Source organism: Actinomycetota bacterium, from assembly GCA_035697485.1.
Lineage (GTDB): Bacteria > Actinomycetota > UBA4738 > UBA4738 > HRBIN12 > JAOUEA01.
Genome location: DASSCU010000033.1, coordinates 1 through 24,728 on the forward strand (window position 1 = coordinate 1; position 24,728 = coordinate 24,728).

Sequence of the window (24,728 nt, forward strand, 5' to 3'; positions counted from 1 at the left end):
GCGGATGTACGTGCCGGTGCGGCCGGCCATGAAGTCGCAGAAATCCTCCGCCAGTTCACGGTGCTCCTCCGGCGTCACCCGGCCGACGCAGGGCGCCGAGCACTTGCCGATGTAGCCGAGGAGGCAGGGCCGGCCGGCCGACGCCGCGTTCCGGAACACGCCCGCCGAGCAGGTGCGGACGGGGAAGACCCGCAGCATCAGGTCGACGGTCTCGCGGATCGCCCACGCGTGCCCGTACGGCCCGAAGTAGCGGACCTTCTTCCGCTTGGCGCCCCGGAGCACCTGTGCCCTCGGCCACTCCTCTCCCACGGTGAGGGCGAGGTACGGGTAGCTCTTGTCGTCGCGGTATCGGATGTTGAACCGCGGCCGGTGGCGCTGGATCAGGTTGTACTCGAGCATCAGGGCGTCGACCTCGCCGCTCGCGACGATCCACTCGACGCTCTCGGCCGAGGCGACCATCGCCTCGGTGCGGGGGTGCAGGGGCTTGCCCCAGTAGTTCGCCAGGCGCTTGCGGAGCGACCGGGCCTTGCCGACGTAGATCACCCGTCCGTCGGCGTCGCGGAACAGGTACGCCCCCGGCTCGTCGGGGATGTCGCCGGCGGGGGGTCGGGTGAGGCTCACCCGGTCATCGTAGTCGTGCCGCCGGACACGACCGGCGAGCGAGGGCTAGTTGCCGCCGCCTCCGCCGCCAGACTCGATCGCGACCATGGTGCCGGTCATCGTCGTCGGGTGCACGTCGCAGACGTAGAAGTACTCCCCGGCATCGAGGGGGTCGACGTCGAGGGTCTGCTGGACCGGACCCGGCTCGACCGCGGTCTTCCCGATCTCATCGCCGCCCTCCTCGGTGAGCAGGTCGAAGTTGTGCGGGATCCCGGCGTCCTGGTTGTCGATGTTCACGGTGAACGCCTCGCCCGCCGGGGCGACGAGGCAACTCGTGTCCCACGCGACCCCGCTCGCGACGATGTCGAGCAGGATCTCGCCGTCGGCGCCGCATTCACCGCCATCGGTCGTCGGGGCCGGGATCTGGTCGGGAGCGACCGTCGGGCTCGGTGCCGCCACCGGGAGTTCCCCGATGTCGCCCTGGACGCCGAACCGCAGGTTCTGACCCTCCATGTCGTACCAAGCGAGGAAGATGTTCGCGCCGTCGGGACTCACCCCCACCGAGCCCGAGCGTCCGCCGAGCGTGTCGGCCGTCTCGATCGGGGTGAACGTCTCGCCGTCGTCGCTCGTGGCCAGCACCACGCCGTCGGCGTCGTCCCAGGCGGCGACGAGACCGCCCTCGTCGTCGACGGCGATGCTCGTCGTCGACGCCAGGTTCCCGATCGTCTCGGGATCGGCTGGAGCGGCGTCGGCGATCTTCGTGAGCGACCAGCCCGCCCCGCTCTGGTGGGCGAGCTGCACGCCGCCGTCATCGTCGAAGAACGTGAGGATACCGTTGCCGTCAGCATCGACCGCCATATCGAGGCCCTGCCCGCTCACGCCGCCGGCCACCTCGCTGGCGACCCACTCGTCGCCGTCGAGCACCGAGACCATCACCGCGCCGGCGTCGGTGTCGACCCACGCCACGGTCGGCCCCGCCGAGGTCACGCCGATACGGGTCGGTTGCGGCTGCGGGCAGCCCGCGCACTGCGGGATCGTCGCCACCGTCTGCGTGCTCCACCCGTCATCAGACTTCGTCGCGACCCGCACCTCCTGTCCGGAGGCGTTCAGCGTGTAGGCGACCCACGGGTTGCCGTCGGCGTCGGCGGTGACGGACGCCTGCCCGATCGGTCCCGCCTTGCGGAGGCTGAAGCCGTAGTCGTAGACCTGCTCCACCGTGAACGCGTCGGTGCCACCGGCGTAGGAGATGCCGTTCTGGCTGGTCCAGACCACGTGCTTGCCGCCGGCGTCGTCGATCGCGATGTCGGTGCCGTTCGTGTTCTCGGCCGTCGCCCCGACGAGGCTCTTGTCGAACGCGGGCCCGTAGGGGATGTAGACGCCGGTCGGGGTCTCTCGAACCTGGGCCGCGGCCCCCCTCGTCCACACGCCGTCGGCCGACAGACTCGCGACGCCGATCGCGGCGCCGTCCTTGGCCTCGGGGTCGTCGGTCGTGATGTACGGGGCGCCGATCGGGCGCCCGACGGGGATCTCGCCCTCCTCGAGCACGGCCGGGAAGATCCAGTAGGAGGTGTGGGGCACGCCCTCGGCGTCGACGGCGACCGCGTTGCCGAGGCCAGCATCGTCGAGGAACTCGGCGACGAACGGGACGAAGCGCTCGCCTTCACCGCTGACGACCTCGCCTTCCGGGATCGAGCCGCAGGCGGCGACGCTGAGGGCCAGGGCACACAGGATGATCAGCAGGCGCGTGGTCACGTCGGCGGGGATACTAACAAGCATCGGCCCCGGTGCAGGGCAGCCGGATCACCCCTGTGGGACGAGCGAGTCGGTGGTCTCGAGCGGCAGCTGCGGACGCTCCAGGGCCTCGGCGAGGAACCTGCCCGTGTGGGACATGGGTTCGACGGCAACGGACTCGGGCGTGCCCGTGGCGACGACCTTGCCTCCTTGGTCCCCGCCCTCGGGTCCGAGGTCGATCAGCCAGTCGGCGGTCTTGATCACGTCGAGGTTGTGCTCGATCACGAGCACGGTGTTGCCGGTCGACACGAGACGCTGGAGCACCGCCAGCAGCTTCCGCACATCCTCGAAGTGCAGGCCGGTGGTCGGCTCGTCGAGCACGTACATCGTGTTGCCGGTCGCCCGCTTGTGGAGCTCGGAGCTGAGCTTGATGCGCTGGGCCTCGCCGCCCGACAGGGTTGGCGCGGGTTGGCCCAATCGCACGTAGCCGAGGCCGACGTCGGAGAGCGTCTGCATGTGCCGCTTGATCGGGGGGATGTGCTGGAAGAACTCGAGCGCCTCGTCGACGCTCATCTCGAGCACGTCGGCGATCGACCGGCCCTTGTAGCGCACCTCGAGCGTCTCGCGGTTGTACCGCTTGCCCTTGCAGACCTCGCACGTGACGTACACGTCGGGCAGGAAGTGCATCTCGATCTTGATCTGACCGTCCCCGGCGCAGTGCTCGCATCGTCCGCCGCGCACGTTGAACGAGAACCGGCCCTGCTGGTAGCCACGCAGCTTCGCCTCCGGCACCTGAGCGAAGAGCTTGCGCACGTGATCGAACACGCCCGTGTAGGTCGCCGGGTTCGACCGGGGGGTGCGCCCGATCGGCGACTGGTCGATGTCGACGATCTTGTCGACCTGTTCCCATCCGTGGAGTTTCTTGTGCTTCCCAGGTTGCAGGCGAGAGCGATACACCTTCTGCATCAGCGCGCGCAGCAGCACGTCCTGGACGAGCGTGGACTTGCCCGAACCGCTCACGCCCGTGACGCAGACGAAGAGCCCGAGCGGCACGTCGACGGTGACGTTCTGCAGGTTGTGCTCACGAACCCCCTCGAGCCGAACCCGCCGATCGCCGGGCGTGCGGCGCATCTCGGGCGTGGGGATCTGTCGGCGCCCGGTCAGGAAGGCCCCGGTGATCGACGCCTCGCACTCGAGCAGTCCCTTGAGGTCGCCCGAGTACACGATCTCGCCGCCGTGTTCCCCGGCGAGCGGGCCGATGTCGACGATGTGGTCGGCCTCGAGGATCGTGGCCTCGTCGTGCTCGACGACGACGAGCGTGTTCCCGAGGTCGCGGAGGCGAACGAGGGTGTCGATCAGCCGCTTGTTGTCGCGCTGGTGGAGCCCGATCGACGGCTCGTCGAGGATGTACAGCACCCCGACGAGCCCGGAGCCGATCTGGGTGGCCAGCCGGATGCGCTGCGCCTCACCGCCCGCGAGCGTGCCGGAGGGCCGCGCCAGCGAAAGGTAGTCGAGCCCCACGTCGACGAGGAAGCGGAGCCGCTCACGGATCTCCTTGAGCAGGCGCTCCGCGATCATCAGCTCGCGCTCGCTGAGGTCGATCGTGTCGACGAACGTGAGTGTGTCGCGGATCGAGCGGTCGGTGAGTTCGGCGATGTTCAGACCGGCGACGGTGACCGCGAGGGTTTCGGGTCGCAGGCGCGCACCCTTGCACGCCCGGCACGGGATCTCGCGCATGAACTGCTCGAGTTTGTCTCGCTGGGACTCGGAGTCGGTCTCGCGGTGACGCCGCTCGACGTTGGTGACCACGCCCTCGTAGGTGGTCCAGTAGGAACGCTGCCGTCCGTACCGGTTCTTGTACCGCACGTGGATCTGCTCGTCGCTGCCGTAGAGCAGCACGTCGCGCTGCTTCTTCGCGAGGCGGCGGAACGGTATGTCGAGGTCGATGTCGTGGGCTTCGGCGACAGACTCGAGCACCCGGTTCCAGTACTCGAGCGTGGCGCTCGCCCAGGGGGCGAGCGCGCCCTCGCGCACCGAGAGATCGGTGTCGGGCACGACGAGCTCGGGGTCGACCTCGAGCCGCGTGCCGAGGCCGTCGCAGGTCGGACACGCGCCGTACGGGGAGTTGAACGAGAAGTTCCTCGGGGCCATCTCGTCGAACGAGAGTCCGCAGTGCGTGCACGCCAACGATTGGGAGAAGTTCTGCAGCTCCTCTCCCCCGTCGTGCGTCTGGACCGCGATCGATGCGATGCCCTCGGCGAGCTCGAGCGCGGTCTCGATGGAGTCGGCGACGCGGCGCCGGATGTCGGGCTTGGCGACGAGCCGGTCGACGACGACCTCGATCGTGTGCTTGTACGTCTTGGCCAGCCGGATCGGCTCGTCGAGCTCCCGCACCTCGCCGTCGATGCGCGCACGTGGGAAGCCCTTCCGCGCGAGCTCGTCGAGCAGCTTGCCGTACTCGCCCTTGCGCCCGCGAACGACGGGGGCGAGGACCTGGAACCGGGTGCCGTCGGGCAGCTCCATCACCTGGTCGACGATCTGGTCGGGGGTCTGTCGCCCGATCGGTCGGCCGCAGTTGTAGCAGTGCGGGTGTCCGACGCGGGCGTACAGCACGCGCAGGTAGTCGTAGATCTCGGTGATCGTGCCGACGGTCGAGCGCGGGTTCCGCGACGTGGACTTCTGGTCGATCGAGATCGCCGGCGAGAGGCCCTCGATGAAGTCGACGTCGGGCTTCTCCATCTGGCCGAGGAACTGTCGCGCGTACGCCGACAACGACTCCACGTAGCGCCGCTGTCCCTCGGCGTAGATCGTGTCGAAGGCGAGCGAGGACTTGCCGGAGCCGGACAGGCCCGTGAACACGATCAGGCGGTCACGGGGGAGCTCGAGCGTGACGTTCTTGAGGTTGTGCTCACGGGCGCCGTGGATGACGAGGGAGTCGGTGCCCATACGGTGAGCCAGTGTAGTGGCGCCCGGCGACACGCTCCGGGGAGCGTCGTAGCGTGTCGTAGATCACCGCCGGGATCGCCCAAGGAGGATGCAACGATGTCGACATTGACGAGGGCCGGCGTCGCGCGCGCCAGGACGATCGGGGTTCTGGCAGAGCGAGACGTGCCGGTCGCCTCGGTCGAGGCGTCGATCGGCGAGATCCGCGCCGAGCTCCGCGGGTCGCCGCCCTACCGGGCGCCCGCGGTGGTGGTCCTGCGGGATGGGCACATGGCGGGACTTCTCGCCGTCGAAGCGCTGCTGTCGGCCTCCGACGAGTCCATCGCCTCTGCCTTGATGGATCCAGACCCGCCGCGCGCCCGGCCCGAGACCGACCCCGAGGTGGCGGCCTGGCAGGTCGTGAACGGTCTCGCGCACACCGTGGCCGTCGAGGACGCGAACGGGCGTTTCCTCGGCTTGGTTCCCCCCCATGCACTCCTGGCGGTGCTCGCGGCGGAGCACGAAGAAGACCTGTCGCGCCTCGGTGGGTCGCTGCACGACACGTCGGAGGCCCGGATCTCGAGCCGGGAGTCCATCGGACGTCGGCTCCGTCATCGGCTGCCGTGGCTGATCATCGGGCTCGCGGGCGCCGCGGCCTCAGCCGTGCTCGTCCGGAGCTACGAGGCCGACCTCGCGCGCGCCGCGGTGCTCGCGGTCTTCCTCCCCGGGATCGTGTACATGGCCGATGCCGTCGGCACCCAAACCGAGACGCTCATCATCCGTGGCCTTTCGGTCGGAGTGTCCATCCGCGAGGTCGTGCGTCGGGAGTCCGCGACCGGCCTCTTGATCGGGCTCACCTTGGCGGCGCTGGCCTTCCCGTTCGTGCTGTGGTGGCGTGGGGACCCCGACGTGGCGATCGCGGTCGCCCTGTCGCTGCTCGCGGCGTGCGGTGTGGCCAGCGTGGTCGCCATGGCCCTGCCTGCGCTGCTCCGCAGGGCCGGGGTCGACCCCGCCTTCGGGAGCGGCCCGCTGGCGACGGTGATCCAGGATCTGCTCTCGATCCTGCTCTACCTCTGGATCGCGACGGCGATCGTCTGAGGCCGGAACGCGGGGTGATCGGACCGCCTATCCTCCTCCGATGGAACGAGACCTGCGCGAGACGCCACTGTTCAAGGACCTCGAGTCGTTCTTCCGCTCGGTCCTCGAGCCGGGGTTCGGCACCGCCACGCCCGCCGGTGACCCGGCTCCCTCGCCCGACGGTCGCTGGCTCGCGTTCCGCGGCCAGCGGCTCGACCGCCTGGAGGGCCACCCTCTCGGCCGGATCTGCCTGGTCGGCGCCGACGGCACGGGGCTCCGCCAGATCACGGACGGACCCAACGACGACTCGGAGCCACGATGGTCTCCCGACGGCAGGCGGTTGAGTTTCCGCTCCGACCGAGCGGAGAAGGGGCGGCACCAGCTGTACGTGCTCGATGCCGATCTGCCCGCCGAGGCCCGCCAGGTGGCGGCGCTTCCCGGCGCCGTGGAGTGGCATCGGTGGTCGGCCGACGGCGAGGGCATCCTCGTCGGGGTCGCGGGACGCGCCGCCGAGCAGGCCGACGCGCTCGGTTCCGGCACCCTGGGCGGCGAGCAGGACGTGCCGGCGTGGGTGCCCGACGTCGAGTCCGTCGACGACGGCGACGCGGAACGGCGGTCGCTCTGGCTGATCGACGCCGCGACCGGCGAGGGCCGGCGGATCTCGGCCGAGGTTCGCAACGTCTGGGAAGCCGACTGGTGCGGCACCGACCACGCGGTCGCCGTCACTTCCGACGGCGCGGGTGAGGACGCCTGGTACCGGGCGGGGGTGTCCCTGATCGACCTTGCCGACGGCTCGGAGCGAGAGCTGGCGTCGAGCGATGTGCAATTCGGTTGGGTCGCGGGCTCACCGTCGGGCACGACGGCCGCGGTGATCGAGGCCGTCTGCAGCGACCGGGTCGTGGTCTGCGGCGACCTCCGCCTGATCGACATCGCCTCGGGCACGATGTCGCTGGTGGATCTCGGTGACGTCGACGCGTCGCGCGCCGTCTGGATCGGTGAGGAGCAGCTTCTCGTCTTCGGACGCCGGGGCCTCGTCTCCGTCGCCCTCGAGGTGACGGCCGGGGGGATCGTCCGCGAGATCTGGACCACCGACGGATCGGTCGGTGAGCTCTACCACCCCAGCGGCGCCGCGTTCGGCGACGGGATCGCGGTGCTCACGTCGTCGCATCGTCGGCCCCCGTCCATCGTCGTCGTCGACCGCGACGAGGACGAGCGCGAGGTCGCCGCCCCGCGCCACGCCGGTCACGACGTCGTGCTCGGGGCGATCGGGCGGCGCGAGGTGATGCGATGGACCTCGACCGACGGCCTCGAGATCGAGGGGCTGCTCACACTGCCGTCGGGCGAAGGACCGTTCCCGCTCGTGCTCGACGTGCACGGCGGCCCGATCGGCAGTTCCGACGACCGTTTCCCCGGCGTGCTCGATGCGCTGCTGCTCTCGCGCGGGTTCGCGATCCTCGAGCCGAACCCGCGGGGGTCGACCGGCCACGGCCAAGGGTTCGCCGGCCGGGTCGTCGGCGACATGGGTGGGCTTGACGTCGACGACGTGCTCACCGGCGTCGACGCCGCGGTCGCCGCCGGCCTCGCCGACCCCGACCGTCTCGTCCTGACTGGAGGCAGCTACGGTGGGTTCATGGCCGCATGGATCCCGACCCGCGATCAGCGGTTCAAGGCGTCGGTATCGATCTCCCCGGTGACCGACTGGTGGTCCGAACGGTTCGACAGCAGCCTCGGCGCGTGGGTGGGCGACTTCCTCGGCGGGCAGCCGCACGATGTGCCGCAGGAGTACACAGGCCGCAGCCCGGCGCTGCACGCCGCGAACGTCACGACGCCCGTGCTGCTCACGTCAGGTCGCCACGACCGTGCGACCCCGGTCGGCCAGGCCGTGGAGTTCTACCGGGCGCTCCGCGAGCACGGGGTGCCCGCCGAGGTGGTGCTGTACCCCCAGGAGGGGCACGGCGTGGGCGAGTTCCCAGCGATCCTCGACCTTGCCACTCGCACGGTCGCCTGGTTCGAGCGGTTCCTGCCAGGCAGGGGCGACGGACGCTAGGCTGCCTGGCATGACGACCCGCGCCGAACTCGAAGCCCTGCCGACGAAGGATCTCTACGATCGGACGATCGCCCTCGCCAAGCGCCGGCTCGACGTGGGGTTCTTCTGGGAGCTGCTGAAGGCGCTGCCGGTGGCCGAGGAAGTCATCGGCGACGATGAGCGGAGCAAGACCGACGTGCGCCGTCCTCTGGCACTGCTGAACGACCTGCTCTACGACGCCGACTCCGGCCCGCTCGGCGAGGCCTTGCGGCCGATGTACGTCGACTACCTGCTGGAGCACGATCGCGGGCACCACCCGGACGAGACGAGTGAGGCGAGCGACGCCGCCGGGGCCGCCGAGGAGACCGGCGACGGCGCCTGAGCGCGATCTCGCCTCGTACCGGGACGAGTTCCCGGTGCTCGATCGCAAGACGTACCTGATCAGCGCCTCGCTCGGGCCGATCTCGCACCGTTCGCGCGCGCTGCTCGACGGCTACCTCGACGCGTGGGCGACGAAGGGCGCGCCCGACCACGTCTGGTTCGAGGACATCTTCCCAGCCATGGCGGGTCTGAAGCGGTCCTTCTCGGCGCTGGCGGGGTGCGACGCGGACGAGGTCGCGATCACGACGAACATCTCGGTGGCGCTCGCGACCGTCGCCTCGGCGATCGATCTGCGCGGTGAGCGGAACCGCGTGATCCTGAGCGAGCTCGACTTCCCCACCGACGGGCATGTCTGGCTCGCCTGGGCGGCGAAGACGGGCGCCGAGATCGTCTGGCTGCGATCTCCCGACGGGCTCACGATCCCGCTCGAGGACTACGACGAGGCGATCGACGAGCACACCGCACTGGTCATGGTGAATCGTGTGCTCTACCGGTCGAGCGCGGTCGTCGACGCTGCGGCGATCTGCGCGCTGACGCGGGAACGAGGGGCGCTCTCGTTCGTCGATGACTACCACGGCCTCGGCACCGTGCCGCTCGACCTGCACGGCCTGGGCTGCGACCTCTACACCGCCGGCTCGCTGAAGTGGATGTGCGGGGGGCCGGGCATGGTGTTCCTCTACGCTCGGCGTTCGTTGCTGCCGGCGTTGGAGCCCACGGTGACCGGGTGGTTCGCGACCGAGGATCCGTTCTCGTTCGACACCGAGCACCTCGCGTACCACCCCACGGCGCGCCGGCTCGAGCACGGCACCCCGCCCGCGCCGGTGTTCTTCCTCGCGCAGGGCGGCATCGACATCATCTCGGAGGTGGGTGTCGAGCGGATCCGGGCGCGCCAGAGCGAGCTGACCGATCACGTGATCGCGCGGGCCGACGAGGCCGGGTTGGCGGTGCGGACCCCCCGCGAGCGCGGTGAGCGCGGCGGTGTCGTGAACGTGCGGGTCGGCGCCGACGCCGACGCGATCTGCCACGAGCTGCTCGCTCGTGATGTCTGCACCGACTTCCGCGGCGACGGCCTCCGGATCAGCCCGCACTTCTTCAATACCGAGGAAGACGTCGATCGGTGCTTCGACGAGCTGCGGGCGGTGTTGGCCTCGCGCTGAATCCGGTCGGGGACGGGGTCGCCGCCGAGTAGTCTGAAGCAGACTACCGGGTGGGCACGATCCGTCCCGCCCGGACGACGACCCTGATGTCGTCGAGCGCCGCGACGTCGCCGAGGGGACTCTCCCCCACGACCAGCAGATCGGCAGGGGCTCCGACCTCGATCGGTGCGCGTACGAACGCCTGGAGGGCCTCCTCGGTCGTGAGCCCTGCGGCGCGCAGCCATCGCAGCTCGTCGACGTGCACCCCCGGCGGGATGGGACCGTTGCCGAGGTCGGTGCCGTAGGCGATCTCGCCGCCCGAGCGATGGAACCTCGCCAGGTTGTCGAGGGCGCAGCGGAGCTCGGGCGTGTCTCGGCCGAAACCGTGGATGTCGAGCGTCGAGACCCATCGCTGGCGGGACGCGGCGGCGGCCACGGTCGCATCGTCGAGGCGCTCGCTCCACGGCGCGTGCGCCAGCTCGCCGACGCCGGCGCCCAACGCCCGCGCGACCTGCCCCGCCCCCTGCGCATGTGCCGTCACCGGCAGGTCGTGCTCGGCCGCCGCATCGCAGATCGCCGCGAGCACCGCGTCGCTCGGTGTCGCCCCCGCCTCGGCGTTCAGCGAGACCTTGATCGCGACGGCGCCTCTCGTCGCGAGGCCCGCAACCGCGACCGCGGCCTCCTCGGGGTCGGCCACCTCGAGGCCGGTGCCGGGCGGCGCCCACGATGCCCGCGTCGGGTACCCGCCGGGCGCGGTGAGCATCGGACCGGTCGCCCTGACGAACGGACCGTTGAAGCCGGGCATCTCCGACGCCTCGGCGAGCGGGAAGATCGCCTCCGACGGCCACGCCAGATCGCGGACCGCGGTCACGCCCCGGCGCAGGATCGCCCCCGGGTCGCCGAGCTCGATGTGCACGTGACGGTCGGCGCCCGCCGGCAGCAGGAAGCCGTCGGCCACCACGAGCTCGTCGGTCTCGGGCACCGGGTGGACGCGACCGACCTCCACGATCGATCCGCTCTCGCAGGTCACCTGCACGTCGGGGGTCGCACGCCCGGGGCCGAGCCATGCGAGCGGCGCACGGATCACAAGTCGAGCCACGCGCCGAACCCTAACCCGCGGACGGTCACCGCGCGTTGCGGGATGGGCAACGCCGGCGGTGCAGCCGGCGTGCTGCTGGTGCATGCTCGCGGTCGGCGACAGACGCGAGGAGGCACGCTGATGGGTGGGCGGTACGACTTCGTGATCGTCGGTGGCGGTTCCGCCGGCAGCGCGCTCGGCAACAGGCTCTCGTCCGACCCCTCGAACCGCGTGCTGGTGCTCGAGGCGGGGCGCCCCGACTACATCTGGGACGTCTTCATCCACATGCCGGCGGCGCTCGCGTTCCCGATCGGCAGCAAGTACTACGACTGGAAGTACGAGAGCGAGCCCGAGCCACACATGAACGGTCGCCGCGTCTACCACGCACGAGGGAAGGTGCTCGGCGGGTCGAGCAGCATCAACGGCATGATCTTCCAGCGCGGGAACCCGCTCGACTACGAGCGGTGGGCGTCGGACCCGGGCATGGAGACGTGGGACTACGCGCATTGCCTGCCTTACTTCAAGCGCATGGAGCGCGCGCTCGCCTCGGACCGCACCGACCAGATGCGCGGGCACGCCGGGCCCCTCGTGCTCGAGCGCGGGCCGGCAACGACGCCGCTGTTCGGGGCGTTTTTCGAGGCCGTGCAGCAGGCCGGGTACCCGCTCACCGACGACGTGAACGGCTTCCGGCAGGAGGGCTTCGCGCCGTTCGACCGCACGATCCATCGTGGACGCCGGCTCTCGGCGGCGCGGGCGTACTTGCACCCCGTGATGTCGCGGCCCAACCTCGACGTCCGGACGCGCGCCTTCGTCACGAGGATCCTGTTCGACGGCACGCGCGCGATCGGGGTCGAGTACACGCAGGGTCGCGACGGGTCGCCGAAGCGCGCGATGGGCGGCGACGTCGTGCTCTGCGGCGGCGCCTTCAACTCGCCGCAACTGCTGCAACTCTCGGGGGTCGGCAACGCCGCCGAGCTGCAGACGCTCGGGATCGACGTGGTCCACGACCTGCCGGGGGTCGGCGAGCACATGCAGGACCACCTCGAGGTGTACGTGCAGTACTCGTGCACGCAGCCGGTATCGATCGCACCCGGCATGAAGATGTGGCGTCGTCCGTTCATCGGCGCCGAGTGGCTGTTCCTGCGGTCCGGGCTCGGGGCGACGAACCACTTCGAAGCGGGCGGGTTCGTGCGCAGCAACGACGACGTCGACTACCCGAACCTGATGTTCCACTTCCTGCCGATCGCGATCCGCTACGACGGCTCGGCGCCATCGGGCGACCATGGCTACCAGGTCCACATCGGGCCGATGTACTCAGACGCTCGCGGCTCCGTGAAGCTGAAGAGTGCCGACCCGCGGGTGCATCCCGCGCTGCGCTTCAATTACCTCTCGACCGACCAGGATCGACGGGAATGGGTCGAGGGGATCCGGGTCGCCCGAAACATCCTCACGCAGCCGGCGTTCGACCCCTTCAACGGTGGCGAACTCTCACCCGGTCCGAGCGTCGAGACCGACGAGGAGATCCTCGCCTGGGTCGCGAAGGACGGCGAGACCGCCCTGCACCCCTCGTGCACCGCACGCATGGGCGTCGACGAGATGTCGGTGCTCGACCCCCTTACGATGAAGGTGCACGGGCTCGAAGGCTTGCGCGTCGTCGACGCCTCGTCGATGCCGTACGTCACCAACGGGAACATCTACGCGCCCGTCATGATGCTCGCCGAGAAGTCGGCCGATCTGATCCTCGGCAACACGCCCCTCGAGCCGGAGAAGGTCGACTTCTACCGCCACCGGGCCGAGCTGAGATGAGTCTTCCGCCAGCCGTCGTGGCCGGCTATCAGCACGTGTCGCTCACCGTGACGGACCTGGCGCGAAGCATGCGGTGGTACGAGCAGGTGCTCGGGGTACGCAAGGTCGCCGACCGATCGGGCGAGGGATGGGTCCGATCGGTGATGCGATCGGACGGCGGCTTGACGGTCGGACTCACCGTACACGCGGGCGGGCCGGCGGACGGAAGGTTCGATCATCGCCACGTGGGTCTCGACCATTTCGCGATCGCGTGCGCGGACGGCGACGTGGTTCGGGACTGGATCGATCACCTCGACGCGCTCGGCGTGACGCATGGCCCGCTCGAGGAGCCCGGATACGCGACGGTCGTCACGGCACGCGACCCCGACGGGATCGCGGTCGAGTTCTTCGCACCGGCTTCCTGAGGCTGAGCCGGTTCAGGCGACGCCGGCTTCCCTGAGCTGCTTCAGCTCGCGCTTCAGGTCGTGCACCTCGTCGCGCAGGCGCGCCGCGTACTCGAAACGCAGATCTTTCGCGGCTTGGTGCATCTCCTCCTCGAGGCCCTGGACGAGCCGCTCGAGCTCCTCGGTCGGCATCTCCTCGCGTGGGGCGCGTCGACGCCGTGGCTTCGTCGGGGCCGTCGCCTTCGGATCGGACTCACCACGCAGCGAGAGCAGGATGTCGGTGACCTTGCGCTGCACGGTCTGCGGATCGATACCGTGCTCCGCGTTGTACCGCTGCTGGATCTGGCGTCGCCGCTGGGTCTCACCGATCGCGGTCTTCATCGAGTCGGTCACGGCGTCGGCGTACATCAGCACCGTGCCGTCGACGTTGCGCGCCGCCCGGCCGATCGTCTGGATCAGCGACGTCTCCGAGCGCAGGAAGCCTTCCTTGTCGGCGTCGAGGATCGCGACGAGCGAGACCTCGGGCAGGTCGAGCCCCTCGCGGAGCAGGTTGATGCCGACGAGCACGTCGAACTCACCCAGCCGCAGGTCTCGCACGATCTCGATCCGCTGGAGGGTGTCGACCTCGGAGTGCAGGTAGCGCACACGGATGCCCATCTCGACGAGATAGTCGGTCAGGTCCTCGGCCATCTTCTTCGTGAGCGTCGTGACGAGCACGCGCTGGTCGGCCTCGGCGCGGCGACGGATCTCCTCGATCAGGTCGTCGACCTGTCCTTTCGTGGGGCGGATCTGCACCTCGGGATCGACGAGGCCGGTCGGGCGCACGATCTGCTCGACCACCTTCGTGGAGTGGCGCAGTTCGTAGGGCCCCGGAGTGGCCGACATGTAGACGGTCTGCCGCGCGCGCTCTGCGAACTCCTCGAACTTCAGCGGGCGGTTGTCGATCGCGCTCGGCAGCCGGAACCCGTGCTCGACGAGCACCGACTTGCGCGAGAGGTCGCCCTCGTACATGCCGCCGATCTGCGGGACGGTCACGTGCGACTCGTCGATCACGACGAGGTAGTCGTCGGGGAAGTAGTCGAGCAGCGTGTACGGCGCCGTGCCGGGGCTGCGACCGTCGATGTGCCGCGAGTAGTTCTCGATGCCGCTGCAGAACCCGACCTCGCGCATCATCTCGAGGTCGTAGCTCGTTCGCATGCGCAGCCGCTCGGCCTCGAGCAGCTTGGCCTCCCCCTCGAGCTCGGCGAGCCGTTCGTGCAGCTCCTCTTCGATCGTGACGACGGCGGCCTTCATGCGCCCCTCGCTCGTCGCGTAGTGCGAGGCCGGGAAGACGGTGAGGTCGACGATATCGCCGGCCACGATCTCGCCCGTGACCGGATCGAACCGCGAGATCTTCTCGACCGTGTCCCCCCACCACTCGATGCGGTAGCCGGTCTGCTCGTACGGCGGGAATACCTCGAGCGTATCGCCCTGCACCCGGAACGTGCCGCGCGCCCGGCTCACGTTGTTGCGCGAGTACTGGATGTCGACGAGCCGCTGCATCGCGAACTCGAGGGGGATGTCGGTGCCCTTGTACGGCCGGAGGATCTGCCCCTCGTACTCCTCGGGCGACCCGAGCCCGTAGATGCACGAAACGCTCGCCACGATCAGCACGTCGCGGCGGCCGAGGAGCGCGGCGGTCGCCGAGTGGCGCAGCCGCTCGATCTCGTCGTTGACCGAGCTGTCCTTCTCGATGTACGTGTCGGTCGAGGGGATGTACGCCTCGGGTTGGTAGTAGTCGTAGTAGCTCACGAAGTACTCGACCGCGTTGTCGGGGAACACCTCGCGGAACTCGTTGGCGAGCTGGGCGGCGAGCGACTTGTTCGGCGCGATCACCAGGGTGGGACGCTGCACCTGCTCGACGACGTGCGCGATCGTGAACGTCTTGCCGGTGCCCGTGGCGCCGAGCAGCGTGACGTGCTCGTCGCCGGCCTGCACGGCCGCGGTGAGCTGCTCGATCGCGGCAGGCTGGTCGCCGGCAGGCCTGAACTCCGAGCGCAAGGTGAACGGGGGCACGGGGTCAGTCTAGAGAGCCACGCCGACATGGGGCGATGGGACCGATGTGAGGGTGCCGGGCGCATGTCACGATGTCGCAACCCTTCAGTCAGGAGGCACTGTATGCGCCGTGCAGCGATCGTTCCGCTCGCCGTCACCCTCTTCGTGATGCTCGGAGCGACCCCGGCAACCGCCGCTCGGATCCGAGCGTACGCGGGCGAGACCTCGGCGGGCACGAAGATCGGGTTCCGGGTCCGGGTCGGGCAGCAAGGACAAATGTCGATGAAGGGGCTCCGGTTCGACGCCGCCCTCCACTGTGAGGACGCGACGACGCTCGAGTACTCGTCGTGGTGGAGCTTCGGGGGGGTCGGCCATCGGCTCGACGGGCGACGGCTCGCGTTCGACGAGCGGTTCCTGTATGAGGCGCTCCACGTGACCGGCGTCTTCCGCGGGCAGACGGCCGAAGGCGCGTTCGAGGTCACGTGGGCAACGCTCACGGACACGGAGGAAGCCCAGCTGTGCACCACGGGGAACCTCACCTGGACGGCCGACCGCGTGCCTCGCGGTCGATGGGCAGCGCTGGCGTCGACGGGCGAGCCCGACGTCGCCCACCAGGTGACCGGAACCCGTGTCCGGAGCGTGACGCGGGCCGGATAGCCTCACCGTTCTGCGAGGTGCTTATCGGGGGGAGGACACGCCTCCGTAGACTCGGGGCGTGCGGATCTGTCCGAACTGTGGTGCACAGAATCCTGAGCAGGCTCGGTTCTGCATCGCGTGCGGCACCCCGCTGGACTCTCCCGGCGAGGAACGCCGGCTGATCACGGCACTGTTCGCCGACGTCGTCGACGTGCAGCGACGCTTCGAGCCCGGTTTGGATCCCGAGGACCTCACGGCGACCCTGCGGCCCTTCCATGAGCTGCTCCAGCGGCAGATCGAGGGGTTCGGCGGTGCGGTCGAGAAGGTCGTCGGCAACGTGGTGTTCGGGGTCTTCGGTGTTCCCGTCACCCACGAGGACGACGCCGAGCGCGCGGTGCGGGCCGCGCTGCGCATCAGGGAGGAGATGCAGGCCCTGCGTCTGCAGGACCCGTCGTCGCTCGCGGTCCGGGTGGGCATCGCGACGGGAGAGGTCGTCGTCTCCCTGGGACGGGGCCCGCGCATCGGTGAGCGGGTGACGGGCGACGTGGTGAACACGGCCTCGCGGCTGCAGTCGACCGCCCCGCCCGACGGGCTCGTGGTCGCCGCGTCAACGTACCTCGCGACGCGCTTCACCTTCCGATGGCAGGAACTTCGCCCGGTCACCGTGAAGGGCAAGGCAGAGCCGATCCCGATCTGGGCACCGATCGAGTCGCGAGGGCGGATGGCGATCGAGCCACCCGACCCCACGGGCGCCCCGTTCGTCGGTCGGCGTGACGAGCTTCGGACGATGCGTGCCGAGTTCCTGTCGTCGCTGCGCGACCGGCGTCCGCGGTTGGTGACGATCGTGGGCGACGCCGGGCTCGGGAAGAGCCGGCTGATCGCGGAGTTGTCGGTCGTGACCGACAACCTCCCCGAGCTCGTGCGCTGGCGCATGGGACGACCGACCCCGTACGGGGACACGACGGCGTTCGCGCCGTTCGCCGATGTCGTGAAGGCCGAGGCGGGCATCCTCGATTCCGACCCGCCCGAGGCGGTCGCCTCGAAACTCGATGAGACCCTCCAACGGGTCGCGACGACCGCCGACGAGGTGCATCGGCTGCACCGCCACCTCCTGCCGTTGGTCACGGCCCGCGCGGCGGCCGACGACCCCACCCGTGAGGAGACGTTCTCGGCGTGGTCCACGTTCGTCGAGCGTCTCGCACAGGAGAACCCGACGATCCTGGCGTTCGAGGACATGCACGACGCTTCGCCGGCCTTGTTCTCCTTCCTCGACCTGTTGCTCGACAACGTCGGCACCGTGCCCCTCACCGTGATCGTGGCGGGACGCCGGGAGCTATTCGATGTCAGGCCGGGGTGGGGGGACCGGCCGGGCGCGACGACGATGCGGCTCGCGCCCCTGTCGGAGGCCGAGACCGCACAGCTCGTGGCCGCTCTGCGCGACCGCGACACGCTGCCGGCGGACATGGCCGAGGCGGTCGTCGAACGCTCGGGTGGGAACCCGCTGTACGCGGAGGAGTTCATGCGGATGCTGCGCGACCAGACCAGGCGCGACGCCGGCGGCGGGGCACGCGCCGCGACCGGCGCGCTCCCGCCGACGATCCAGGCCCTGCTCTCGTCGCGCCTCGACGCGCTCCCCACGCGTCTGCGCGCCGCCGCGCAGGACGCCGCCGTCGTCGGTCTGACCTGTTGGCCCGGCGCGGTGGCCGCGGTCAACGGCGCCTCCGACGACGTGACGCGGACCACGCTCGAGGAGCTGGTGGAACGCGAGATCCTGCGCCGTGCCAAGACGACCTCGGTCGCCGGGCAGACCGAGTACGCGTTCCGGCACGTGCTCGTGCGCGACGTGGCGTACGGGCGCATCCCTCGGGCGGATCGGGCCCGCAAGCACCGGGCCGTCGCCGGGTGGCTCGGCTCGACGCTCGGCGGCGGCGCCGCCGACCGGGAGGAGCGTCTCGCTTCCCATTACGTAGAGGCCCACGACCTGGCCGAGGCGGCCGGCGACGCGATGGCTTGGGAGATGGCCGATCAGGCGGTCGACCACCTGCTGGCGGCCTCGGAGCGCGCCGTAGGGCTCGACCCCGCCCGCTCGCTCGCCCATGCCCGGCGAGCCCTCGACCTGATGGCCGACGACGACCCGAGGCGTCCTCGCACCCTGGTCGGCGCCGGGACCGCGGCCCTCGTGGCAGGGCGGTTCGACCAGGCCGAGGACGACCTGCGCGCCGCGGTCGACCTGTTCGCCCTGCATGAGGACGAGGTCGGAGCGGCCGACGCGACCGTGATGCTCGCGCGATCGCGGTTCGAGCGGGGTGACATCGAGGGCGAGGGGCCACTGCTGGAGCAGGCGATCGAGGTGCTCGAGGCACACCCTCCCGGTCCGGCGCTGGCGCACGCCACCACCCGCATGGCCGGCCATCTGTGGGTCGTCGGGGAGCTGCGCCAGTGCGTCTCGTGGTCCGAGCGGGCCTTGGGGCTCGCCCGAGAGATGGCGCTGCATCGGGAGGAGGTGCTCGCGCTGCAGTACCGCGGGGCGAGCCGCAGCAAGCTCGGCGACGACGCCGGTCTCGAGGATCTGCGAGAGGCCTTGCGAGTGGGCGTGGAGTACGGGCTCGGCGAGGAGACGGCGACCGCGTACAACAACTACGCGTATGAGCTCTGGTACCACCAGGGGCCCGCCGCCTCGGAGCCGGTCTGGGAGGAGATGGCGACGTTCTGCGTGGCCCGGGGGCTCGAGACCTCCTACGCGTGGGCCCGCGGAGGCGTGCTCGAGCCGTTGTTCGACACCGGCGACTGGGATCACGTGCTCTCCACGGCGGCATGGTTGCGCGGATGGGACGCCGACCACGGCGGTGAAACCCAGCCGGGGTCGGTCGCCGTCCAGTTCCAGGGGTGGGTCACGCTCCGCAGAGGGGATCACGAGACCGCTCGGGCGTGCGCCAAGGAGCTGATGGACAGGGCGACGCAGCTCGGGACGGTCGAGTACCTCGCACCGGCGTTCCTGCTCGCGGCCGAGATCGCGTGCGCGGACGACGACAGGCGCGGCATGCTCATGCATCTCGACGCGTTCACCGCGTCGACAGCGTCGCAGCCGACCTTCCGGACGGGCTTCCTGCCGTTGGCCGTGCGCATGCTTGCGAAGGCCGACGAGCGGACCCGGGCGGCCGGGATCCTCGACGTCGACATCAACGAGGGTGGTTCGTCGCGCAGGCTTCAGCTCTCCCACGACACCGGACGGGCGACGTTCGAGGAGACGTGGGGCGACCCGACCGGCGCGCTCGACCTGCATGCGCGGGTCGGCGCAGAGTGGGAGTCCTACGGCTTCCCGCTCGAGACGGCACTCGCGCGGGTGGGATCGGCCCGCTGTCTCGTCAAGCTCGGGCGCGCCGGCGACGCCCGCGCGCGGCTGACCCAGGCACGGCCGACGTTCGAGGCGCTGGGGGCGATGCCCTACCTCGACGACCTGGAGGCGGTCGAGCGCACCCTGGACTGAGTCACAAGCGCCCCGCGGCCACGATCCTGGCCAGGAACTGACCGGTCCGCTCCTGCCGGGGATCGTCGAAGATCTGCTCGGGGGGTCCCTGCTCGGCGATCACGCCCTCGTCGAGGAAGCACACGCGCGTCGCGATGTCGCGCGCGAAGCCCATCTCGTGGGTCGCGATCAGCATCGTCATGCCGGCGGCCGCGAGCTCGCGGATCACGTCGAGCACCTCGGCCACGAGCTCGGGGTCCAGCGCGCTCGTGACCTCATCGAGCAGCATGATGTCCGGCTTCATCGCGAGGGCGCGCATGATGGCGACCCGCTGCTGCTGGCCGCCGGAGAGGCGGTCGGGGTACTCCTCGGCCTTGTCCGCCAGGTCGAAGCGGTCGAGCAGCTCACGCGCCTCTGCCTCTGCCTGCGGTCCGCTCGTGCCGACCACTTTCGTGGGCGCGAGCGTGATGTTGCGGAGCACGCTCATGTGGGGGAAGAGGTTGAACGACTGGAACACGATGCCGATGCGCCGGCGGATCGCATTCACGTCGATCCCCGGCGCCGTGATCTCGTCGCCCTCGACCACGATGCGTCCGGCGTCGATCGGTTCGATCAGGTTCACGCACCGCAGCAGGGTGGACTTGCCCGACCCGGATGCGCCGATCAGGCAGATCACCTCGTGGTCGGCCACCTCGAGGTCGACGCCCCGCAGCACCTGCAGGTCACCGAAGGACTTGTGGAGCCCCTCGATCACGATCGCCGGCCCTTGCGTCGTGGGGATCACGCGACTCCCCCGGCCTGCTGCCGGCGCTGGTCCCGCTTGATCAGCCAGTCGACGAAGAGCACCTGCGGGATCGTGATCACCACGTAGACGAGGGCGAGCGACACGTACGGTGTGAAGTTGAAGAAGGTCGCCTGTGTGATCTGCGCCTGACGGAGCCCCTCGGTGACGCCGAGGACCGCGACCAGCGCGGAGTCCTTCTGCAGGCCGATGAAGTCGTTCAGGAGCGGCGGCAGGACCCGCTTGATCGCCTGCGGGAGCACGACGTAGCGCATCGCCTGGCCCCGGCGCAGGCCGAGCGACCGGGCCGCGGCGGTCTGACTGGGGTGTACGGACTCGATGCCGGCCCGGTACACCTCAGCGACGTAGGCCGAGTACACGAGCGTGAGTGCCACGATCGCCCAGAACACGTCGCTGTTGGGCACCCCTTGCAGTTCCAACGCCGGCATGCCGAACCCGAGGATGAAGATCACCAGGATCGTCGGAACGCCGCGGAAGAGGATCGAGTACGACACGGCGAGCAGGCGCAGCGGCGCGAAGACCGGACCCGGCAGGCTCCGCATCACCGCGAGCACCAGGGCGAGGATCAGCACCAGGACCTCGGCGATCAGGAAGATGCGCACGTTGAGCCAGAAGCCGTCGAGGATCTTCGGCAGCGACTCCTCGAAGATCTCCCGGTTGAAGAACTGCTGCCTCACGCCACCGGGCGCCGACCAGCCCGGCGAGTTCACGACCGCCAGGATCACGACGGCGAAGAAGATCACCGTGCTGACGACGGCGATCCACACGCTGCGGGTCCCGTCGCCCCCGCCCAAGATGCGAGAACCCCTGCCGCCCGACGGGGACAGGGGTTCTCGAGGATCGGGACGCGGAGCCCCGTCGACGGTGGGTTGCCCTCCTACGTCGCTCACCGCGCGATCGGAGCCCCTCGGTTACTCGAAGGTCGGAACGCTCGTGTCGGTCTCGAGCCACTCGTCCTTCAGCGCATCGAGCGTCCCGCCGGCCTCGAGCGCAGCGATGCCCAGGTTCACGCACTCCACGAACGGGTTCCCCTTCTCGAACGTCAGGCCGAACTGCTCCTGCTCGCCCAAGTCGGGGAACTGCCCGACGACGACGTCGGCGTAGCCGTAGAACGCGGTCGGGAAGTCGACGACCACGCCGTCGATCTGTCCGTTCTTCAGGTCCTTGAGCGCGAGGTCGAGGTCGTCGTAGACGCTGGCGCCCTCGGTCGGCTGGACGAGTTCCTCGATCGCCGTGAGGCTCGTCGTGCCGATCGGTGCGCCCAGCCTCAGATCCTGGAGCTCGGCCAGCGTGGTCGCGCCGATCGCCGGCGAACCCTCGTTCGCGATCAGTGCCTGGTTCACGTCGAAGTACCCGTCGCTGAAGTCGACCGCCTGCGCCCGCTTCTCGGTGATCGAGACCTGCTGCATCGAGAAGTCGAAGTCCTTCGGACCGGGCGCGAAGGACTTGTTGAACGGGATGCCGAGCCATTGCACCTGGTCCTCGCTGAAGCCGAGCTCCTCGGCGAGCGCGTAAGCGAACGCGGACTCGTATCCCTCGCCGGAGTGCGGATCGCCCGTGAACTGGCCGGACTCCCATTCGGAGCCCTCGACGCTCTTGCCTCCGTACCACGGCTTGTACGCGGGGTTGCCCGTGGCGATCGTGAGCGTGCCCTCGTTGACGAGGTCCGCGTCGGCCGCACAGGTCGCGGCGTCCACGGGCGCCGGCTCGGTGGCGCCGCCGCTGTCGGCGGGTTGGCTCGTTTCGTCTTCGGGCGCGCAGGCGGCCGCGACGATCGCGAGCACCGCGAGCCCGAGCAGGAATCTCCGCATCGCGCATCCCCCTCGTTCGTGTCGTCCCAGGCAGGCAACCACCGCCTCGCGCCCAGGGTCCGGAGCCTAGCAGAGCGTTTCGTGCTACCTGCGGGGTTCCCAGCTGAAGAACCGAGCGGCGAGCACGAGGCCTGCGACCCCGCGCCTCGTCCATGAAGTGGGTCGCGAGGAAGACGGTCTTCCCGAGGTCGGCGAGGGTTGCGCACGATCTCCCGTGCGTTGCGCCTCGCGTTGGGGTCGAAGCCGGTCGTGGGCTCATCCAGGAAGAGCAGCTCGAGTCGCCGGCGAGCGCGACCGCCACGTCGAGCCGACGCTGTTGCCCGCCCGAGAGCTTGTTCACACGGGTATCGCGCTTCTCGGCGAGCCCATGAGCTCGATCACCTCGTCGACCTCCCGCGGCGCTGGGTAGTGCCCCGCGTACTGCTGAACCGTCTCCCGCACCGTGAGGAACGGGTCGACGCCTGTCGACTGCAGGACGATGCCGGTCCGCCGCTTCTGCTCGGCTCCGCCCGATGCGGGATCGCTGCCGAGCACGCGCACCCCGCCCCCCGGTGCGGTCGCGGTACCCCTCGAGGATCTCGCCGTGGTCGTCTTGCCGGCGCCGTTGGGGCCGAGCAGGGCGAACACCTCCCCCCGGTCGACGTAGAGGTCGATGCCCCTGACGGCCTCCACGTCGCCGTAGGCCATGCGGAGGCCCCGGACATCGATCACGCGTTCGCTCATCGGCCTCCATCGCCACGTGCGGTCGGACCCGGGGGAAGTCCTCGGCCGTGGCCCGCAGGCGGCTCGCCCGTGCCGTGGCCGGCTTCCTTGTCGACGACGTTCTCGAGCGGCTCGCCCTCGGAGAACCGTCGCAGGTTCTCGACGAAGACCGACACCACACGACCTTCCCACCCCTCGGCGTCGCCGCTGATGTGGGGCGAGACGATCACGTTCGGCATCGCCCACAGCGGGCTCTCGGCCGGCAGCGGCTCGGTCGCGAAGACGTCGAGGGCCGCGCCGGCGATCGTGCGGGCCGCCAGCGCCTCGACGAGCGCGGATTCGTCGACCGTGCCCCCGCGTCCCACGTTGTAGAAGCGAGCGCGCGCGGGCATCGCCGCGAACGCGTTCGCGTCGAACAGGCCCCGGGTCTGCGCGGTGAGCGGCAGCGCGTCGAGGACGTGGTCGGCGTCGGTGAGCGCGCGGTGGAGCTGCGCGACGCCGAGCACGTCGCCGAACGTCTCGTGTGCTCGCGGCTGCCGGCCGACGAGGGTGACCGACATGCCGAGGGCGAGCGCGCGTGTGGCCGTCGCCCGGCCGATCGGTCCGGGGCCGACGATCACGAGCCGCGCTCCCTCGAGCCGCTCGGTCGTGCGTCCCGTCGTCCACTCCCCTCGATGTTGGTCGACGATCGATCGCTGCAGCCCCGTGGTGAATGCGAGCATCGCCCCGACCACCCACTCGGCGATCGGCTCGTCGAAGACGCCGGCGGCGTTCGTCACGACGACGTCGCTCTCGATCAATCCTGGGAACAGGAGCGCATCGACCCCCGCCGACGCCGACTGGATCCATCGGAGGCGATCGGGGGCCGGCCAGAGCCCGGGCAGCCAGGTCGGATCGAGGCGCCACAGGAACACGACGTCGGCGTCCGGAAGGAGCCTCGAGAGGGCTCCAAGCTCGGGCGCGTAACGCAGCTCTGCCACCTCGGTCGCCGCCTCGATGCCCGGCGGGGGATCGGCGGCGTCGGCGCCTGCGACCACGACGACGGGCCTCCGATCGGCTGGGCTCACAGCGGCTTCCTGTTCGAGTAGCCGGCGTGTTCTTCGTGGAACCAGGTCACCGAGGCTTCTCCGAGGCGCCAGCAGAGGAACACCCGCCTGCCCTCGCGTTCGGCAGGGAAGTCCACGAGCCCGATCTCGGGGTCGCGGAGCAGGATGCCCTCATCGGCGAGTGTCGTGAGGTCCTCACGCAGTCGCTCTTGCGCCGTGAACCAGTCGGTGCCGGCAACGCCGCCGCCGTCCGTCTCCACGGCCGCGGTGATGCGGTCGCTCGCGTCGACCAGCGCCCGGCGCGCGTCGCGGACCCGCGGCAGCAGCTCCATGAGCAATGGCAGCGTCGCCTCGGCCTGCGCGACGTCGAAGACCTTCGCCGTCATGCCGTCTCCAGCACGCCGGTGAGGGCACGCAGGTCGGTGATGCGGGCGCCGGGATGCGCCGGATGCCGCTCGCGACGATCGATCAGCACCGTGAACATGCCCAGCACCGCTGGCGGGACGACGTCGTACTCCGGGTTGTCGCCGACGAAGGCCACCTCCCTCGGCGATACCCCGGCACGTTCGAGGGCCAGCCGGTAGATGCGTGGGTCCGGCTTCTCGATGCCCTCGATGCCGCTGATCACGCGCACCGGGAATCGGTCGCGCACGCCGAGCGCAGCCAGCAGGTCCTCGAGCCAGGCCTCGAAGTTCGACACGATGCCGAGCGTGACCCCGGCCTCGGCCAGACCGTCGAGCGTCTCCGCCACGTCGTCGAACAAGGCGTAGTTGCCGAGATCGGTGAACCCCTCGTAGAGCGTCTCGCGGAGGCCGTCGGCAGAGGGGAGGCCGAGCGACTCGAGCATGCGTCCGTACACCCCGAGCCAGAACGTGCGCGAGGCCTCGGGCGAGAGCGTCCACAGGTCCCCGTCGCGCGACGCTTCGCTGAAGCGACGAAGCACGGCCGCGCTCGCCTCGAGCACGTCGTCGGGGTCGCGCTCGTGGCCGGCGTCCCGCACGATCCGGGAGAACAGCTCGGGGAACGACGGCGACGGATGCACAAGGGTCTCCCCCGCGTCGAAGAGCACGGCCCGGAACCTCACGTCGTCC

Annotated in this window: 20 protein-coding genes; 8 read left to right on the forward strand and 12 right to left on the reverse strand. The window is 70.1% G+C overall.

Annotated elements, in window-relative coordinates:
- The 3 genes from VFI59_09750 to uvrA form a co-directional block, all read right to left on the reverse strand.
- Positions 1-621 (reverse strand): GIY-YIG nuclease family protein (locus tag VFI59_09750; protein HET6713979.1); only part of this gene is annotated, 621 nt, incomplete at its 3' end.
- Between the two features lie 45 nt (positions 622-666).
- On the reverse strand, positions 667-2,352 hold the full coding sequence (locus tag VFI59_09755; protein ID HET6713980.1) for a cupredoxin domain-containing protein: 1,686 nt from the start codon (positions 2,350-2,352) through the stop codon (positions 667-669).
- 48 nt (positions 2,353-2,400) lie between these two features.
- Positions 2,401-5,277, reverse strand: coding sequence for an excinuclease ABC subunit UvrA (gene uvrA, locus VFI59_09760; GenBank protein HET6713981.1), 2,877 nt, complete (start codon positions 5,275-5,277; stop codon positions 2,401-2,403).
- Between the two features lie 96 nt (positions 5,278-5,373).
- Here uvrA and VFI59_09765 point away from each other — a divergent pair, with 96 nt between their 5' ends.
- From VFI59_09765 to VFI59_09780, 4 genes are read left to right on the forward strand one after another with little or no spacing between them, the layout of a single operon-like run.
- On the forward strand, positions 5,374-6,351 hold the full coding sequence (locus tag VFI59_09765) for a magnesium transporter (GenBank protein ID HET6713982.1): 978 nt from the start codon (positions 5,374-5,376) through the stop codon (positions 6,349-6,351).
- Positions 6,352-6,391: 40 nt separating this feature from the next.
- Entirely contained in the window at positions 6,392-8,377 is a 1,986-nt protein-coding gene (locus VFI59_09770) for a S9 family peptidase (GenBank protein HET6713983.1), read from the forward strand.
- Positions 8,378-8,387: 10 nt separating this feature from the next.
- Complete coding sequence (locus tag VFI59_09775; GenBank protein HET6713984.1) at positions 8,388-8,738, forward strand: hypothetical protein; 351 nt, start codon at positions 8,388-8,390, stop codon at positions 8,736-8,738.
- A 34-nt stretch (positions 8,739-8,772) separates the two neighbouring features.
- On the forward strand, positions 8,773-9,894 hold the full coding sequence (locus VFI59_09780; GenBank protein ID HET6713985.1) for an aminotransferase class V-fold PLP-dependent enzyme: 1,122 nt from the start codon (positions 8,773-8,775) through the stop codon (positions 9,892-9,894).
- A 43-nt stretch (positions 9,895-9,937) separates the two neighbouring features.
- Here the strand turns inward: VFI59_09780 and VFI59_09785 are convergent, their stop codons facing one another.
- Entirely contained in the window at positions 9,938-10,972 is a 1,035-nt protein-coding gene (locus VFI59_09785; GenBank protein HET6713986.1) for an amidohydrolase family protein, read from the reverse strand.
- Positions 10,973-11,092: 120 nt separating this feature from the next.
- Between VFI59_09785 and betA the strand changes: the two genes are divergently transcribed.
- Together betA and VFI59_09795 are read left to right on the forward strand one after the other, a co-directional pair.
- Complete coding sequence (gene betA / locus VFI59_09790) at positions 11,093-12,757, forward strand: choline dehydrogenase (GenBank protein ID HET6713987.1); 1,665 nt, start codon at positions 11,093-11,095, stop codon at positions 12,755-12,757.
- Positions 12,754-13,161, forward strand: coding sequence for a VOC family protein (locus VFI59_09795; protein HET6713988.1), 408 nt, complete (start codon positions 12,754-12,756; stop codon positions 13,159-13,161). The genes betA and VFI59_09795 overlap by 4 nt, the downstream gene beginning before the upstream one ends.
- Before the next feature lie 12 nt (positions 13,162-13,173).
- On the opposite strand, the gene uvrB is transcribed toward VFI59_09795, so the two are convergent.
- On the reverse strand, positions 13,174-15,195 hold the full coding sequence (gene uvrB / locus VFI59_09800; protein ID HET6713989.1) for an excinuclease ABC subunit UvrB: 2,022 nt from the start codon (positions 15,193-15,195) through the stop codon (positions 13,174-13,176).
- A 102-nt stretch (positions 15,196-15,297) separates the two neighbouring features.
- Here uvrB and VFI59_09805 point away from each other — a divergent pair, with 102 nt between their 5' ends.
- Positions 15,298-15,831 (forward strand): hypothetical protein, encoded by a 534-nt coding sequence (locus VFI59_09805; GenBank protein HET6713990.1) that lies wholly within the window; start codon positions 15,298-15,300, stop codon positions 15,829-15,831.
- Positions 15,832-15,889: 58 nt separating this feature from the next.
- Positions 15,890-19,297: an adenylate/guanylate cyclase domain-containing protein gene (locus tag VFI59_09810; protein HET6713991.1), complete on the forward strand. Its 3,408-nt coding sequence runs from the start codon at positions 15,890-15,892 to the stop codon at positions 19,295-19,297.
- Between the two features lies 1 nt (position 19,298).
- Here VFI59_09810 and VFI59_09815 read toward each other — a convergent pair whose 3' ends face one another.
- From VFI59_09815 to VFI59_09845, 7 genes are all read right to left on the reverse strand, one after another.
- On the reverse strand, positions 19,299-20,060 hold the full coding sequence (locus tag VFI59_09815) for an amino acid ABC transporter ATP-binding protein (protein HET6713992.1): 762 nt from the start codon (positions 20,058-20,060) through the stop codon (positions 19,299-19,301).
- A complete protein-coding gene (locus tag VFI59_09820) occupies positions 20,057-20,845 on the reverse strand; it encodes an amino acid ABC transporter permease (protein ID HET6713993.1) in 789 nt (262 codons plus the stop codon). Before VFI59_09820 ends, VFI59_09815 begins: the two co-directional genes overlap by 4 nt.
- A 144-nt stretch (positions 20,846-20,989) precedes the next feature.
- Complete coding sequence (locus tag VFI59_09825) at positions 20,990-21,889, reverse strand: ABC transporter substrate-binding protein (protein HET6713994.1); 900 nt, start codon at positions 21,887-21,889, stop codon at positions 20,990-20,992.
- Positions 21,890-22,225: 336 nt separating this feature from the next.
- The gene (locus tag VFI59_09830) at positions 22,226-22,612 is read right to left on the reverse strand and encodes an ATP-binding cassette domain-containing protein (protein HET6713995.1); all 387 of its coding nucleotides are present in this window, start codon (positions 22,610-22,612) and stop codon (positions 22,226-22,228) included.
- A complete protein-coding gene (locus VFI59_09835; GenBank protein ID HET6713996.1) occupies positions 22,609-23,628 on the reverse strand; it encodes a D-2-hydroxyacid dehydrogenase in 1,020 nt (339 codons plus the stop codon). Before VFI59_09835 ends, VFI59_09830 begins: the two co-directional genes overlap by 4 nt.
- A 26-nt stretch (positions 23,629-23,654) precedes the next feature.
- Positions 23,655-24,023 (reverse strand): DUF2203 domain-containing protein, encoded by a 369-nt coding sequence (locus VFI59_09840; protein ID HET6713997.1) that lies wholly within the window; start codon positions 24,021-24,023, stop codon positions 23,655-23,657.
- On the reverse strand, positions 24,020-24,721 hold the full coding sequence (locus VFI59_09845; GenBank protein HET6713998.1) for an HAD-IA family hydrolase: 702 nt from the start codon (positions 24,719-24,721) through the stop codon (positions 24,020-24,022). Before VFI59_09845 ends, VFI59_09840 begins: the two co-directional genes overlap by 4 nt.
- Positions 24,722-24,728: the final 7 nt, after the last annotated feature.